Genomic DNA, 15,884 nt, shown 5'->3' on the forward strand with positions numbered 1-15,884 from the left:
AGCATATCTTTTTAATAATTAATAATCAAACACTCAAATGTATGAAAGAAGTGTTACATTTTAAACTCCGACGGTCTAAAATACCGACGGGCGATGTAATAAGTAATAGAATTTCCTCTCCATTTCGACGAACATTCTTAATTATGAAGTTTACTGGTATTATACTATTACTATTCAGCATGCACCTCAGCGCTAAGACAGTCGCTCAGCATGTTACTTTAAAAGCTCACAAAGTTAGCTTGAAGGAAGTTTTTCGGGTGTTAAATAAACAAACCGGATACTATTTTATTTATAATGAAAATATTGTAAAAAGTACGACGCCGATTACGATTGATTTGCAAAATACAGCCTTAAAAACTGCGCTGGACAATATCCTAGACGACTTAATGTTGTCCTATACAATCAAAGGAAAGACGATTATTCTAGAGAAGAAACGCGACGTGGTAGCGAGAAACGGACTCGTGCAAACGGATACTGTAGTCGTAAACGGTACAATTTATGATACCCAGCAACCTCCGACACCCTTAGCAGGTGCTAGCATAACCGTGAAAGGCACGCAGATAAAAACCGTTTCGGATACAAAAGGCAATTTTAGGATTAGTGTCCCCAGCGAAAATGCGATTTTACTGTTCTCCTATCTGGGGTATAGCTCACAGGAGAAAAAGGTGGGGAGAGATCGGCAATTGCAAGTTCATCTTATTAAAGAACAATCCAAGTTGGATGAGGTTGTTGTAACGGCATTGGGTCTAGAAAGGCAAGAGAAAGCCTTGGGCTATTCGGTTACGCAAATCGGGGGCGAGCAGCTGACGGATGCTTTGTCCAATAATTGGACCGATGCGTTATCGGGAAAAGTGGCTGGAGTGAATCTAGTCCGTTCCGGTGCAGGGCCTACCGGATCAAATAAGATTATACTAAGAGGGGAAAATAACCTAACCGGAGACAATGATGCTTTGATTGTCGTAGACGGGGTCGTAATCAACAATAGTAGCGGACAAATGACTGGTACCGGAGACGGTTCCTATTTAGGAAGTGATTCTCCGGTAGATTTTGGGAGTGGATTAAATGATATCAATCCGGAAGATATAGAAAGTGTAAGTGTACTTAAAGGACCAGGGGCTGCTGCGCTATACGGACAGCGGGGTGCAAATGGAGCGATTATCATCACGACAAAATCAGGGAAACCGCGTGTAAAAGGAATAGGAGTTACCGTAAATTCTAACACTTCTATGGAAGCAATTTCTCGCTGGCCGGATTATCAGTATGAATATGGTTCAGGAGCTGAGGGAGTAAACTATTTTTCCTGGGGAAATACGGCGGATGGTTCCAGCACCAGAAGTTCCAGCGTTGCCTGGGGACCAAAATTTGATGGACAATCGTTTTTTCAATATGATCCCCTGACGCACAAAGGTGCTATAGAAAGAACACCTTGGATACCGTATCCAAACAACAGGAAAGACTTCTTCGAAACCGGGAAAACATTTACCAATACCGTTACACTTGATGGAGGAACAGCAAAAACAGCTGTGAGGTTCTCGTTTACAGATGTAAATAACAAGTGGATTGTACCAAATACGGGCTATAGAAGAAATACCGTTGCACTCTCGGCTAGCCAAAAGGCTACCGATAAGCTACAAATATCAACAAAAATAAACTATACGAATAAACGTAGTGATAATTTACCAGCAACAGGTTATAATAACCAAACGGTGATGTATTGGAATATTATGCAAGTCCCTAACGGCAACCTTGACTGGTTGAAAGACTATTGGATGCCAGGACTGGAGGGAATAGATCAGAGCTATCCTTTTAGTACTTCGCCCGATAATCCTTATCTTATCGTACATGAAATGCTTAATAAGCTTAACCGTAATTCGCTAACCGGGAATGTACAGGCCACGTATGATTTTACCAAAGATCTGAATCTGATGGTGCGTACGTCGATGGATTTATCGCATGAGAGCCGCTCTGAGCAAAGACCGATGGATACGCAGAAATTTCCTCAAGGGATGTATCGTACGATGAACATCTTTGCTCAAGAAGTAAATAGCGAATTCCTCTTGAAATATAACGGGAAATTGGGGGATAAATTTGATTTCTCGCTGTCGGGGGGAGGTAGTCGATTGCAAAATCGATATGTGAAAGACGAACTAAGAGCGAATGCTTTACAATACCCACAAGTGTTCACCTTAGCCAATGCGAGAGACATATTAACCGCGCTACCGTTTAGAAGTGAATACAAAATTAACAGTCTGTATGGATTAGCTACGCTTGGATACAATAATTACCTGTTTTTGGATATTACGGCCCGTAATGACTGGAATAGTGTATTGGCAATACCGACATCGACAGACAATGTCTCGTTCTTTTATCCATCCGTCAATATGAGCGCGGTCATCTCGGATATGTTTGAATTGCCACAATATGTTTCTTTCGCAAAATTAAGAGCATCTTACGCCGGCGTTGGAAGTGGTGGCACGAAAACCTATCAAAATACATATGCCTATTTAATTGCCAATAATTTTTCGGGAGGATTGCTCAACCCGACAACTTTACCCAATGAATTCTTGAAACCCCAATATACGACAAGCTATGAGCTTGGGGCCGATTTACGATTTTTCAAAAACCGCTTGGGGTTGGATATAACCGTTTATAAAGGAGATACGAAAGATCAGATTCTTACGGCCACTTTAGACAGGAGTTCTGGATACAATAATATGGTTGTTAATGGCGGGCTAGTCAGTAATCGGGGCATTGAGATACAGGCTAATGGTGTGCCGCTGAAAAGCCCAAAAGGACTCAATTGGAAGGTGTTTGCCACTTTTGCGGCCAATGATAATAAGGTGGAGCGGCTTACAGATAGTTTGTTTGCTCTCCGGTTACAAAATACGATGTCTGGAAGAGGTTCTATAGAGGCTCGTGTAGGCGGGAATATGAGTGCTATATACGGACCGGGATATCAACGTTCTCCTGATGGGCAAATCGTTTATGAGGAGGGTTATCCTGTGCTTACCTCAGAACCTATTTATCTGGGAAACAGTAATTCGCGTTGGCGGGCTAGTATAGGAAACGAGTTTAAATACAAACAATTTTCTTTGAATGTGTTGATAGATGGCCAGTACGGTGGTTCATCGTATTCGTTGACACATGCGTTGTTAGCAGAACATGGAAAACTCAAAAAGACTCTTCCTGGGAGATATAATGGTGTCATCGGAAAGGGAGTTATTGCCAATGAGGACGGAACATATAGCCCCAATGACGTGATTGCACAGGATATATGGACGTATTATACACGTCATTATGGACGAGAAAATCTTGAAGGAAGTATGTTCAGTACAGATTTTATCAAACTAAGAGAGATGCGTTTAGATTATACTTTTTCTAGGGCAAGAGCCCAAAAATTAGGGTTGGAAAAAGCGAGAATAGGTTTGTACGGTCGTGATTTGTTTATGATTACGGCTTGGCCGGTTTTTGATCCTGAATTTGGCACGTTGAACAACGGCAGTATAGATAAAGGTTTTGAAACTGCCCAGTTCCCGGCAACGCGCACATTTGGAATAAACTTAACAGTTGGTTTTTAACTATTGAATGGAACAGCTATGAGTATGATAAAAAAACAATGGGTTTTTGCCCTCGCCATGTTAACGATATTATCCTGTACAAAAGGATTTAAAGAACTGAGTAAAAATCCCAATTCCAGCGAATTTGCTTTACCACAAGCGTTGCTTGCTCCTTCAATAACCGATGTCGTCAGCAAGAATATGAACAGGGCGGCTAGAAGGATTAATAACGAGTTGATGCAGGTACATGTGTTGATGGGCGATGTGGAAGGCAGGATATTCCGTTATGACCTACGGCGGTCGGAAGCTGATTATAATTGGAATAATTGGTTCCTACAGCTAACAAATTTTAAAAACATGTATCAAAGTGCAGAAGATCTGCTGGCCGTAGACGGCGACAACGCGAACAAGACATATATGGGAATAGCGTTGATCTGTCAGGCTTGGGTCGCTTCGTTGCTGACAGATACGTATGGGGACGTACCTTATTTTGAGGCAAATCAAGGCAAAGAAGGTATCCTAATGCCCAAATTTGATAAACAGCAAGATATTTACAGCGATATATTTAATAAACTGGAGCAGGCAAATGAACATCTGAAAGTCAATACAAATTTGCCGGGGGATCAAGCAGGCTCCGATCCGATATATGGAGGCGTTGCGCTGAATTGGCGAAAACTCGGAAATTCGTTATATCTACGTCTTTTGCTTCGGGTATCCGGTAAGGCGGAAACAAATGCGAGCACTAAAATTAAGGAAATCGTACAAACAAATGCAGCAAACTATCCTTTGATTTCTAGTAATGCCGAATCTGCAGTACTGCGATGGACAGGAACTTTACCCTATCAATCGCCTTTCCATACACTGCGGGATGCGGAATGGAATTTGCATAAACTGACCAATTTCTTTGTTGACAATCTGAAAGACTGGGGTGATCCAAGGATTGGGAGATGGGCCACATTATCTCAAGGAGAATATGCCGGTATACCTAGTGGGTATCCGGTCGGCATGGCGCCAACATCACGTTCAGCATTGCCGCTTGCCTTAAAGACAGAACCGTTACTCGGAAATATAATGAACTATGCAGAACTTCAGTTGATATTGGCCGAGGTCGCTGCAAGAGGATGGACGGATGGAAATGCCCGGGAACACTATGAAACAGGAATTGTCAATGGCATAACGTTCTGGGGATATACCGTACCCCCCAACTATTTAAACGGTGTGTATATCAAATGGGATGAAGATGAAGGGCTAAGCAGTAAGATTGAAAGAATACAACTGCAAAAATACTATGCCCTTTTCTTTACGGATTTCGAACAATGGTTTGAATACCGACGGACAGGATACCCCGAATTGCCCAAGGGAGCGGGATTGCAAAACAATGGTGAAATGCCTGTCAGGATAAATTATCCGATATATCTCCAGTCAACCAACCGAGACCACTATGATGAGGCGGTTGCCAGGCAAGGGGCGGACGATATAAACACCAAAGTGTGGTGGCAGCAGCCATAATAAAGAGAGTTAAAGAAACAAATTTATACAGATGAAAACGATATTATTCATCATCGGAGCCATACTTTGTTGTTTGGCGGGATGTAAAGAGAAAGACTGGGTCGAGGGAACGCTAAGTCCGGTCATATCGATAGAGAATTTGCGCTTGCTTTATAAAGGGGAAGAGCTTATTCTGAATAGTGACAACCTCGCGGGAGCGACACAAATGAACGGCGTGGTGATTTCAGACGCTGCATCTGGCAATGTACCGGAAGGAACCGTCGTCATTCAACATCTAGCGCGGAAAAGGATAAGAGGAATCAACGTATATGTGGGCGAAAAAGCAATAGATTACAAACCGGGAGATTCTGTTTCCGTAGCTATCCAAGGAGCCGCATTAAAAAAGGAGCATGGATCGTTGACGATTGGAGGCATCGGGACAAATGCTATAGCGTTAATATCAGAACAAAACACGACGCACATGCAGCAAGTTTCCATTAAGCAACTAACAGACAATCCTTCTGCATACGAGAGTACGCTGATACAGATTTATGCCGGAGATTTTATTCCGGAACCAACCGGGGAAGAATTCTTTGTCGGAGACAAAGTGTTTAGCGATGGAACAGCTGAAACACGGATTCATACAGAAACTACGGCAGACTATGCATCCGTACAAGTTCCTGCAACAGCCTCTGTTAGGGGTATTGCTATGTTATATACCGCAGAAAATTCTCCAGAACCGGAAATTTCCATTTGGCCACGGAGCATGGAAGATATAAGAGCCAAGACCGTTATTCTCGCTTGGAACTTATTAGGCGCTGTAGGTAATGAAGCTACGAGCAACGCTACTATCACCGATCCCAATCTGGAGATCCCCACGCTAAGTAGAGGGCCAGGTATCGCCCCCCAATCTGCCGGCGGTTCCTATGCGAGTACTTTCCCTATTAATGCAGATAAAGAAGAGGCTATTGAAGGGGGTTCTTATTATGAGTTTAGTATAAAACCGAAAGATAATGCAATAGTGAGCCTTTCTGCGTTGGATATTATCCTCAGGATACAGACTAATGCCCCGAGAACGTATATCTGGATGTACAGTGTAGACGGGGGTATTACTTTTAACGACATAGGAGAACCATATACCTGGACTACAGGATTTACAGATAATAATGGGATACAGCAACCCCAGTTGGATCTTTCCTCCGTGTCGGATCTACAAATGTTGACTTCTGATGCACCCGTTATATTTCGGTTGTATGCATGGGGCGGAACCAGTATATCTAGCAATAATGGCTTCAGAATTGGTAAAAGTCTCACCATTGCACAACACGCGTTAGCGATAGAGGGAACAGTCGTGGAGGAAAGCATGCCGTAAATAGGCTTAGTTTAATTCATCTTATTAAAAAACGGCGATCCTATAATCAAATGGAAAAGCCATTAAATCAATTTTAAAAATGAAAAAGTTTATAGTTATTTTATTTGTTATCTGTTTGAGCGGCAACCTTAAAGCCCAAATCCTCGAATGGAATTTTTTGAGCGATGTAAAAGGTAGTGAAAGAGTCAGTACATCTACTACCACAGATCCAAATCTAGAAGTTTCCGTATTATCCCGTGGTCCTGGTATAAAGGCGCAGCGAACTACGTATTCTTTTGCGTCTGCATTTCCGGTTAATCTAACCAAGGAAGATGCCATAAAGGCGGGATCTTATTACCAGTTTGCCGTAAAGGCAAAAAAAGGATACCAAGTATCTCTGAATGCCTTGGACATTATACTTAGGATCCAGAAAAATGCCCCAAAAAGTTACCGTTGGATGTACAGTACAGATGGCGAGCAATTTATTGATCTAGGACAAGGCGAAATCGAATCTAAACCGACCATTAACAATGGCCTGCCACAGCCTACTTTAGATCTGAGTACTGTTAAAGCGCTGCAAGATGTACCTTCTTCACAAACCATTACGTTTCGTCTATATGCATGGGGAGGGACGGACAGTACCGTGGATAATGGCTTCCGTATCGGCAAAAGTAGTGCGACAAGAAGTGCACTTTCAGTATCAGGAAAAGTTGTTAAAGAAAAATAAATTATAAAATCATGAAGATAAGTTTATTGATCTCTAGCGTTTTTTGTATTTGTTTTGCCAACTGTAAAGTTGAATGGCGGGGAGACGCGGTGCCGGCTGATTCAGTATGGCAGATAAACCATTCGGCAATTATCAAAATGGAAGACATTTGTGTAGATCCCCCAACACCGGAGCTACACGCTTCCTCTATCGAAGAAACACCTGCAGGATTGGTCGCCGCTTGGTTTGGCGGAACGAAAGAAAAAGAACCTGATGTGGGAATCTGGCTATCGAGGGAGGAAAACGGACAATGGACAGCGCCTGTGGAAGTAATCACCGGAATGACCACATTACCGGATAGCTCCGAGGTACAATACCCTTGCTGGAATCCGGTATTATATCAGATTCCCGACGGAGGCCCTTTGCTCCTGTTTTATAAAGTAGGGCCGTCCTCTCCCGAATGGTGGGGGATGTTGATGCGTTCTACAGACAACGGGAAGACATGGAGCACTCCGGAACGTTTGCCCGAGGGCATATATGGCCCTATCAAGAATAAACCGGTAAGAATAGGAGAAACAAGCATATTAAGCCCATCTAGTATCCAATCTAGACTGCATTTCGAGCGTTCAGACGATTGGGGGGAAACATGGACAAGAACGCCTTCCGTTACAGACGGATCGATACCGGTAATACAACCCAGTATTTTGTTTTATGGAAATAATAAGTTGCAGGCGGTAGGTCGTGCCGGGATAGACAAGCGGGTATTCAGCATATGGTCTGACGATGGAGGAACGACATGGCGTGATTTCAAACTGTTGGATGTCCCCAATCCCCATTCGGGGAACGACGCGGTAACCCTGCAAGACGGACGGCAATTAATGGTTTACAACCATACTGAGACCGCGAGAACGCCTCTAAATGTTGCCATTTCGGAAGATGGTGAAACATGGTATCCATTGTTAGTACTGGAAAACGATAAAGAAGGAGGATATAGTTATCCAGCAGTTATCCAAACGAACGATGGTTTGGTGCATATTGTCTATTCATGGCGGCGAAAGAACATACGCCACGTGATTTTGGATCCACAGCTTATTCAAGGCAAACCGTTGGTCTCCTGGAATTTTGATACGGAAGGTGTTGTAGGCGATGAAACGACAAGCAGTGCTACTTATGTACATAACGACTTGGAAACGTCTATCCTAAGCCGTGGCCCGGGACTTGTACCGCAGAAAGCTACTGCTTCATTTGCTTCGTCCTCTCCGATATATGCAGATTTATCTTCCGCCGAAAGTGCAGGTGCCTTTTACGAGTTTTCTGTGAAGGGAAAACCGGGAAAGACAATAGCCCTTTCTTCTGTTGGCGTTATATTGAGGATTCAAAACGATGCCCCCAAAAACTATGTATGGAAGTACAGCATGGACGGTTCTGATTTTAAAACCATAGGAGAGCCCGTAGTGGTCTCCAGCGGATTCAATGACAACAATGGTCTACAACAACCACAGCTGGAGCTGCATAGCATAGGCGAATTGCAACATATCTCTCCGGGCACCCCGGTGGTATTCAGACTGTATATGTGGGGAGGAACGAGCGGTACCGCGAATAATGGATTTAGAATAGGAAAAAGCAATGCGCTTACATCGGCATTGGTTATCAATGGAGAAATTGATGAATAAACTAATAAATAAATATCTATTTCTTTCCTTTATGCTGAGTCTGATCTGCTCGGTTGTTGTGGGGCAGGAAGGAACATTGTCAAATCTTTCGAAAGAAATAAACAGTATCGGGCAGGAAATGATTGCTATTCCTCCAGGACAATTTTATATGGGGTCCGATGGGAAAGGAAAAAACTTCGACGAAGCCCCCGCCCATGTGGTACATATCACGAAATCGTTTAAGATTTCGGCTACCGAAATTACCAATGTTCAGTATGAGCAATTTGATCCTACTCACAAGAAATTTCGTGGAAAGAAAGGCCTGTCCAAAGAAGATGATGAAGCTGTTATTTTTGTGTGTTATGAGGATGCTGTCGCCTTCTGTGATTGGCTTTCCAAAAAAGAAGGGAAAAACTACCGTTTGCCAACGGAGGCAGAATGGGAATATGCCTGTAGAGCTGGGACATTATCTGGTTTCTCGATGGCGGGAAAATTTCCCAAGGAGTTATATAAGGTACAAGAATTTAACCGTGATCCCAAGCCTGTTTCTTTGCAGGTTGCACAATTTCCCCCCAACCAATGGGGTTTGTACGATATGCATGGAAATGTAGAGGAATGGTGCTATGATTGGTACGGCAGTTATATTGCCGATAAACAAAAAGATCCGATCGGTCGTACCTCCGGAGTTTTTAGGGTGACAAGAGGAGGAAGTCACAATACGCCACCGGATTTTCTGCGTTCGGCAAACCGCATGGCCATGATTCCAGAGGATAAAAACTGGATGGTAGGTTTTAGAATAGTAGAGGGGGAGTTGCCATCCACAAAACCCCTTCCTGCTGAAAGCCCGAAAGCATTTGCCCTAGAGGTGAAGGAAGAAAAATTCAAGTGGTCAGCACCTCGGACGGCTGCGGTATTTATGGAACCTATTTATTACGTGAAAGAACCTTCATGTGATAATAACACGCCCTTCTATTTACATAACCATTGTCCGGCGATAACGTGGTGTCCCAATGGGGATTTGTTGGCTATATGGTTTTCTACAGATGATGAATCAGGCAGAGAAATGGTCATTCTTGCCAGTAGATTAAGAGCGGGGAATACAGCGTGGGATGAACCTTCCGAGTTTTTTAGGGTTCCTGATAGGAACGTTACAGGATCGTCATTATTTTATGATGGAGAAGGTACAATATTCCACACAAACGGTGTTGAGGTTGCGGGAGGATGGAAAAATTTAGTGGTTGTGTCGAGGATAAGTACAGACAATGGCGCCACTTGGTCTACACCGCAATTGGTAAATGCGGAACATGATATACAAAATCAGGTCATCGCAGGCATGTTCAGAACAAAAGAGGGATGGCTTGTTCAGCCTGCGGATGCTCTCCCGGGACAGTCGGGAGGTACAGCGATTCATATCAGCAAAGACAATGGAAAAAGCTGGTATAAGCCGTCTTCCGTTATGGAAAAACCTGTTTTTAAGGATCAAGGGACGGGTCCGGTCATTGCCGGGATTCATGCAGGAGTTGTACAATTAGAAAATGGAGACTTGATGGCGCTGGGCAGGAGCAACGATATCGACGGAGGCGATAAATACGCTGGTCTGCGCATGCCTGTCAGTATCTCCAAAGACATGGGAGAAAGTTGGACGTATGCTGCGTCTGAATTCTTGCCTATCTATGCGGGTCAGCGATTGGTGTTGAGAAGATTGGATGAAGGGGCAATTCTATTAGTCTCTTTTACGCATCACCCTCGAGAAAAGGAAGAAAATAGACGCGGATTGTTTTTTAAGGACAGTCTAGGTAAAGAGTATAAGGGGTATGGCCTGTTTGCCGCAGTTTCATTTGATGAAGGGAAAACCTGGCCCGTCAAGAAATTAGTGACAGACGGGATGCACCGTTATCTTAATGGCGGAGGCTGGACCGGTTTTTTTGAAACAAGTAAGACCAATGCAGAACCTATGGGATATCTAGCCGCTACACAATCCCCGGACGGCATTATTCACCTTATCAGCAGCAACATCCACTACCGATTCAATTTGGCGTGGTTAATGGAAAATGCGGACTAAATAAAAAACGAAAATGATGAAAAATTTGATCTCAATAATGGTGGGCCTGTTTTTATTCGCAGGGAGCTTATCGGCTAAAGTAACACTGCCTGCGATATTTTCGGACGGTATGGTATTACAGCAGCAAAGCAGTGTGTTTATTTGGGGCAAAGCAAGTTCTGGAGTTAATATGACTATCATTACTTCATGGGATAAAAAGAAGTACACCTTACAATCTTCAGAAGACGGAACATGGAAAACAAAAATAAAGACACCGGTTGCGGGAGGGCCGTATACGATTACGATCAACGATGGTACAAATCTCGTATTATCAGATGTTTTAATCGGAGAAGTCTGGATTGCATCGGGGCAGTCTAATATGGAAATGCCTTTAAGAGGATTTAATAACCAACCCGTTTTAAACTCGAGCGAAACCATTGCGCAATCCGATAATCCACAGATACGTTTATTTAAGGTTAAAAAAGTAAGTTGGGCAATGCCCCTTGAGGATTGTTCTGGAACGTGGGAAGCTGCCAGCCCTACATCGGTAGCAACGTTTAGTGCTGTCGCTTATGGATACGCTAAGATTCTTCAGGAGAAATTAAAGGTGCCGGTTGGGATTATTCAGTCGGCTTGGGGAGGAACGAGAATAGAAGCATGGATGTCCACAAACGATTTGCGTTCTTTTCCCAACGTTTGGATCCCGCCGGTAGAAAACACGGCACTCGCATCTAAAAATACCCCTTCCGGTTTGTATAACGGCATGATTAGTCCATTGGTAGGCTATGGCATTAAAGGAGTAATCTGGTATCAAGGAGAGACTAACCGTAAAAATTGGTATGAATATGTAAAACTGTTGCCGACAATGGTGAAGGGATGGCGCACAGCATGGACAGTAGATGACTGGGATTTTTATTATGTACAAATAGCGCCTTTTGATCAGCCAAAGGATAAATCATATACATTTTTCCCATTCGTCAGAGAAGCGCAGCTGGAAGCACTGAAAGATATTCCAAAATCAGGAATGGCCGTTCTAACGGATATAGGAGCCGAAAATACTGTCCATCCATCAGATAAGGCATCTGTAAGTAAACGATTATCTTATTTAGCTTTGGCTAGAAGCTATGATTTTAAAGACGTTAAATGGTCTGGACCTGTATATAAAAGTATGCAGATACAAGGAAATAAGGCGACGCTGTTTTTCGATTTTTCCGAGGGTTTGTATTTTAAAAATAAGACGTCGACAAATTTTGAGGTTGCAGGTGATGACAAGGTTTTCCATCCAGCCACCGCCCAAATCTATGGCTCAACAATAGAGGTGTCTTCACCTAAAGTAAGCAAGCCCACAGCAGTTCGGTATGCTTTTAAAGCGTGGGTAAAGGGTGATTTTTATAATTCGGATGATCTTCCTGCATCTTCTGTCCGCACGGATGATTGGTAGTATAGGCGACATCTAAGAGTTTGTTTTTGAATAACCTGAAAGGACTTATTTGACAGTATAAAATCGTAAGCGGTAAATTTAAGCGATGTTTAACGACGAATATTAGATAATATATTGGATATCTTTGACAACTCGTATGACGCTAGTAAAACGAGAGGTCGCTAATTTTGACTTAATAACCGATTACCGCACCTCGTCATGGCAAAACTGAAAAACAGGTATGGATGTTAAAACAAATAAGCAAATAAGAAACATGTTAAAGGGTTCGGTAATGATCCTTACCCTATGTTGTTTAGAAAGTTGTATGAATGTTAAAAATAAAACGATAGAAAACGAAGCTGTTGTAAACCTGACCACTTCGCCAAAAGGACATACGTTACATCACAATAGTGTCTTTTCTAAAGATGGACAATGGATTGTGTTTGACGGAAGAAACGATGATACAAAAATCGGGGAAACAGCTACGATAGGCATGGTTAATATCGAAACACGCGAAGAGCGGGTATTATACCAAACAACGAACCAGACAATCTATGGACCTGGTGTAGGAGCGGTATCTTTCAGTCCGGTTCAAGACGAAGTTATATTCATCCATGGTTTACCAAATGCAAACGAGGAACGTCCTTACGACATATCTCGTCGCACAGGGATGTTAGTGGATATCCAGCAAGAAGGATCTGCGTTTCCGGCGGATGCAAGAGATGTTTCAGCACCTTATGTGCCGGGCAGTCTTCGTGGGGGAACACATTCGCATTGCTGGAGTCCTGATGGTGCTATGCTCAGCTTTACTTATAACGATGAATTGGTAGAACCAGACTTGAGAGTGGTTGGTGTTATGCTAAAACCAGAAGCCGATATCCTCGTTGATGAAAAACCCGGAAACTCAAATGGTCGATACTATGCAGCCATTGTTTCTGATGTGGTAGCGAATCCTACTCCCGGCTCGGATGATATCAATAAAGCTTTTGATGAATGCTGGCTTTCTCCTGCTGCTGATGGAACATCTGACGATTATTCCATAGCCTTTCAAGGCAATACTATAGATGAAAATGGTCAACTGGTAACGGAGATTTTTGTAGTGGAAATAGACAAAGAAAAAATTTTGGCAGATAAGGATGCGGTTGGGAAAGCGGGAGAGCGCCCGAAAGTGCCGCGGGGCATTCGGCAGAAACGACTGACATACGGAGCAAATTTATCAGACCTTAGGCATTGGCTTCGTTCGAGCCACGATGGAAAATATATCTATGCCTTGGCGAAGGACGAACAAGGAAATAACCAGGTGGTAAGATGTAACGTGCGTGATGGGAAATTGTCTTTCGTGACGAATAATCCGTTTTCCATATCTTCTCCGTTTAATCTTTGTAAGGAAAGCAAGAAAATCACGTTTGTGGCGGAAAATAATGTATTTGTCTATGATATGGATCGGAATGAAAGTATCCAACTCACCCGAAACGATTTAAAGGACCTACGAGTGGTGGGGGCACCGTCCTTTTCACCGGATGGAGATTTTGTGGTGTACAATCAATATGAACGTATGGGAGATGAGGAATATCTACAAATAAAACGGGTCATTATTACCAAAAAGTAATAGAGACGCTGCACGCAGCGTCTCTATTACTTTTTGTCTGTTTACGTCTCTCCAGCCTAAATTTTTCCGTTTTCAAAATTATTTTAGATATTTACGCTAGCAAACAAAGTATAAACCTGTAAATGTCCTTAAGATATAGACATAGCGAGCAAGAGCTGATTGAATTGCTTCGAATGGGCGACGAGAAAGCCTTCAAGGAATTGTATCGTTGTTATTGGGATATCTTGTTGGATGGAGCTTTCAAAAGATTAGGGTCGATTGAGCAAGCCGAAGAAATTGTGCAGGATATTTTTGTGAGCTTGTATGTCCGACGGGGCGACCTCCATATCGCGACTTCCATTGAAGCATACCTTAAAAACGCCCTGAAGTTTAAGGTCTTTGACGTATTCCGCCGTCAAATTACACGCGAAAAATACATCGATAATGCCTTGAAGAATTTGCATCATGATACCATTACACCCGAAGAGGCTTTGCAGATAAAAGAACTTAAAGAGAAAATCGATAACGTGACGAAAGAAATTCCGGAAAAGTGTCGGGAAGTTTTTTTGTTAAGTCGGGTCGAAAACCTTCCTCATAAAAAAATAGCGGAACTATTAGGTATTTCGGTCAGTACGGTGGAAAAGCATATCAGCAAAGCTACTCGTATACTGCGTACCAATTTTAAGGAATACCATTTGGAAGTGGTTGTTTTGTTGGCTTATCTCTATCAGCATTAAAAAAAAGTTTATTTTGAATAGCGGTTTTTGATTTCCTATACGACTTTCTATTAGACAAGTCTCCGATATGGATCAAAAACGCTTAACTGAACTTATAAACAAAGTCCAAGAAGGAAGGGCAAACGAGGAAGAAATTCTTGCATTAGAAGATTTTTATGGACAATTTGAACAAAGGCCAGGTTATATGAAGCACCTGGATACCCCTCAAAAAATTGCCTATGAAGAATTGATGTACGATCGCATTCACTCGGAAATACAGCATGTTCAGAAAGTAAAACATCTAAAAAGGCGTAAGGAAAAGATTATCAAATTTACGGTTGCCGCATCCATATTGTTTTTGTTGGGTGTAGCTTTGTACATTTATAGAGTACCACGTCCTGCAATCAAACAGCTGGATACGGTAGTTTCCTTGCCTATGGAAACCGAATCGGATAAAGATAGACCGGTTTTGACGCTGGCCAATGGTCAAAAAATAAGTTTGGATGATGCAGAAATTGGTGTCTTGTCGAGTGATGGGGATGTCATTATTCGTAAAACGGATGACGGACTGATTTCTTACGAAACCAAAAAGAATAACCCTAACCACGTGGAATATAATTTGATGGAGATTCCGAGAGGTCAGACTTATCAGATTATATTGCCTGACGGAACAAAAGTATGGCTCAATGCCGTATCGTCGTTACGATATCCGTCTGCTTTTACCGGTAAGAATAGACCTGTGCAGCTTATAGGAGAAGGCTACTTTGAAGTTGCGGAAAATAAGCAGCAACCTTTTGTTGTCAAGACCGCCAGTCAAACTATTGAAGTCTTGGGCACGCACTTTAATGTGAGTAGTTATTCCGACGAAAAATTAACGAAAACAACGCTTTTTGAAGGTAGGGTGAAGGTTCTTCACCAAGATAAATCGGTGATCCTTAAACCGGGTCAACAGGCCGCTACTATGCCACAACGTGCTGCTATCAATATTATTCCTGTGGATTTAGAAAACGTGTTGGCATGGAGGAAAGGTGTTATTTTATTTGAAAATGCGGATATACAATCTATCATGCGGCACCTATCTAGAAAGTATGATATTGATGTGGAATATCGTGGAGAAATACCGAATCAGAAGTTCGGCGGTGCATTCCAACAGTCTGCATCATTAAAAGAACTTTTAGGTTATTTAGAATCTTATGGTGATGTACGTTTTGAAATACAGGGAAGGAGGGTGATTGTTATGAAGTAAAATGCACAACAATTGCTGAAAACGAGAAAAGAGGCGCAGCCACGCCTCTTCTAAGTGATACTGGTAGTCCAGTATAGGCATCAATTTAATAGTTAATTGAAAACGCTAATAAATTAAAC

Annotated in this window: 10 protein-coding genes; all 10 read left to right on the forward strand. The window is 42.5% G+C overall.

Annotation, left to right across the window (positions count from 1 at the left end; genetic code table 11):
* Nucleotides 1–41 precede the first annotated feature (41 nt).
* Nucleotides 42–3,578 carry a SusC/RagA family TonB-linked outer membrane protein gene (locus FXV77_RS05935; RefSeq protein ID WP_246162290.1) on the forward strand — a complete coding sequence of 1,179 codons (3,537 nt, stop codon included), beginning with the start codon at nt 42–44 and terminating at the stop codon, nt 3,576–3,578.
* A gap of 18 nt (nt 3,579–3,596) precedes the next feature.
* Nucleotides 3,597–5,066, forward strand: a complete 1,470-nt coding sequence (locus tag FXV77_RS05940; RefSeq protein WP_148918280.1) for a SusD/RagB family nutrient-binding outer membrane lipoprotein — start codon at nt 3,597–3,599, stop codon at nt 5,064–5,066.
* A gap of 31 nt (nt 5,067–5,097) precedes the next feature.
* Nucleotides 5,098–6,417 (forward strand): DUF5689 domain-containing protein, encoded by a 1,320-nt coding sequence (locus FXV77_RS05945; protein WP_148918281.1) that lies wholly within the window; start codon nt 5,098–5,100, stop codon nt 6,415–6,417.
* A 79-nt stretch (nt 6,418–6,496) separates the two neighbouring features.
* Entirely contained in the window at nt 6,497–7,123 is a 627-nt protein-coding gene (locus tag FXV77_RS05950) for a hypothetical protein (RefSeq protein ID WP_148918282.1), read from the forward strand.
* Between the two features lie 11 nt (nt 7,124–7,134).
* Nucleotides 7,135–8,775, forward strand: coding sequence for a sialidase family protein (locus tag FXV77_RS05955; protein ID WP_148918283.1), 1,641 nt, complete (start codon nt 7,135–7,137; stop codon nt 8,773–8,775).
* Complete coding sequence (locus FXV77_RS05960; protein WP_148918284.1) at nt 8,768–10,816, forward strand: SUMF1/EgtB/PvdO family nonheme iron enzyme; 2,049 nt, start codon at nt 8,768–8,770, stop codon at nt 10,814–10,816. Before FXV77_RS05955 ends, FXV77_RS05960 begins: the two co-directional genes overlap by 8 nt.
* 13 nt (nt 10,817–10,829) lie before the next feature.
* Entirely contained in the window at nt 10,830–12,236 is a 1,407-nt protein-coding gene (locus FXV77_RS05965) for a sialate O-acetylesterase (RefSeq protein ID WP_246162292.1), read from the forward strand.
* A 304-nt stretch (nt 12,237–12,540) separates the two neighbouring features.
* The gene (locus tag FXV77_RS05970) at nt 12,541–13,824 is read left to right on the forward strand and encodes a DUF3748 domain-containing protein (RefSeq protein ID WP_222867718.1); all 1,284 of its coding nucleotides are present in this window, start codon (nt 12,541–12,543) and stop codon (nt 13,822–13,824) included.
* Nucleotides 13,825–13,946: 122 nt separating this feature from the next.
* Nucleotides 13,947–14,540: an RNA polymerase sigma factor gene (locus FXV77_RS05975; RefSeq protein ID WP_148918286.1), complete on the forward strand. Its 594-nt coding sequence runs from the start codon at nt 13,947–13,949 to the stop codon at nt 14,538–14,540.
* 67 nt (nt 14,541–14,607) lie between these two features.
* Nucleotides 14,608–15,765, forward strand: coding sequence for a FecR family protein (locus tag FXV77_RS05980; RefSeq protein WP_148918287.1), 1,158 nt, complete (start codon nt 14,608–14,610; stop codon nt 15,763–15,765).
* Nucleotides 15,766–15,884: the final 119 nt, after the last annotated feature.

It is taken from the genome of Sphingobacterium phlebotomi (assembly GCF_008180195.1).
Taxonomy (GTDB): Bacteria; Bacteroidota; Bacteroidia; order Sphingobacteriales; family Sphingobacteriaceae; genus Sphingobacterium; species Sphingobacterium phlebotomi.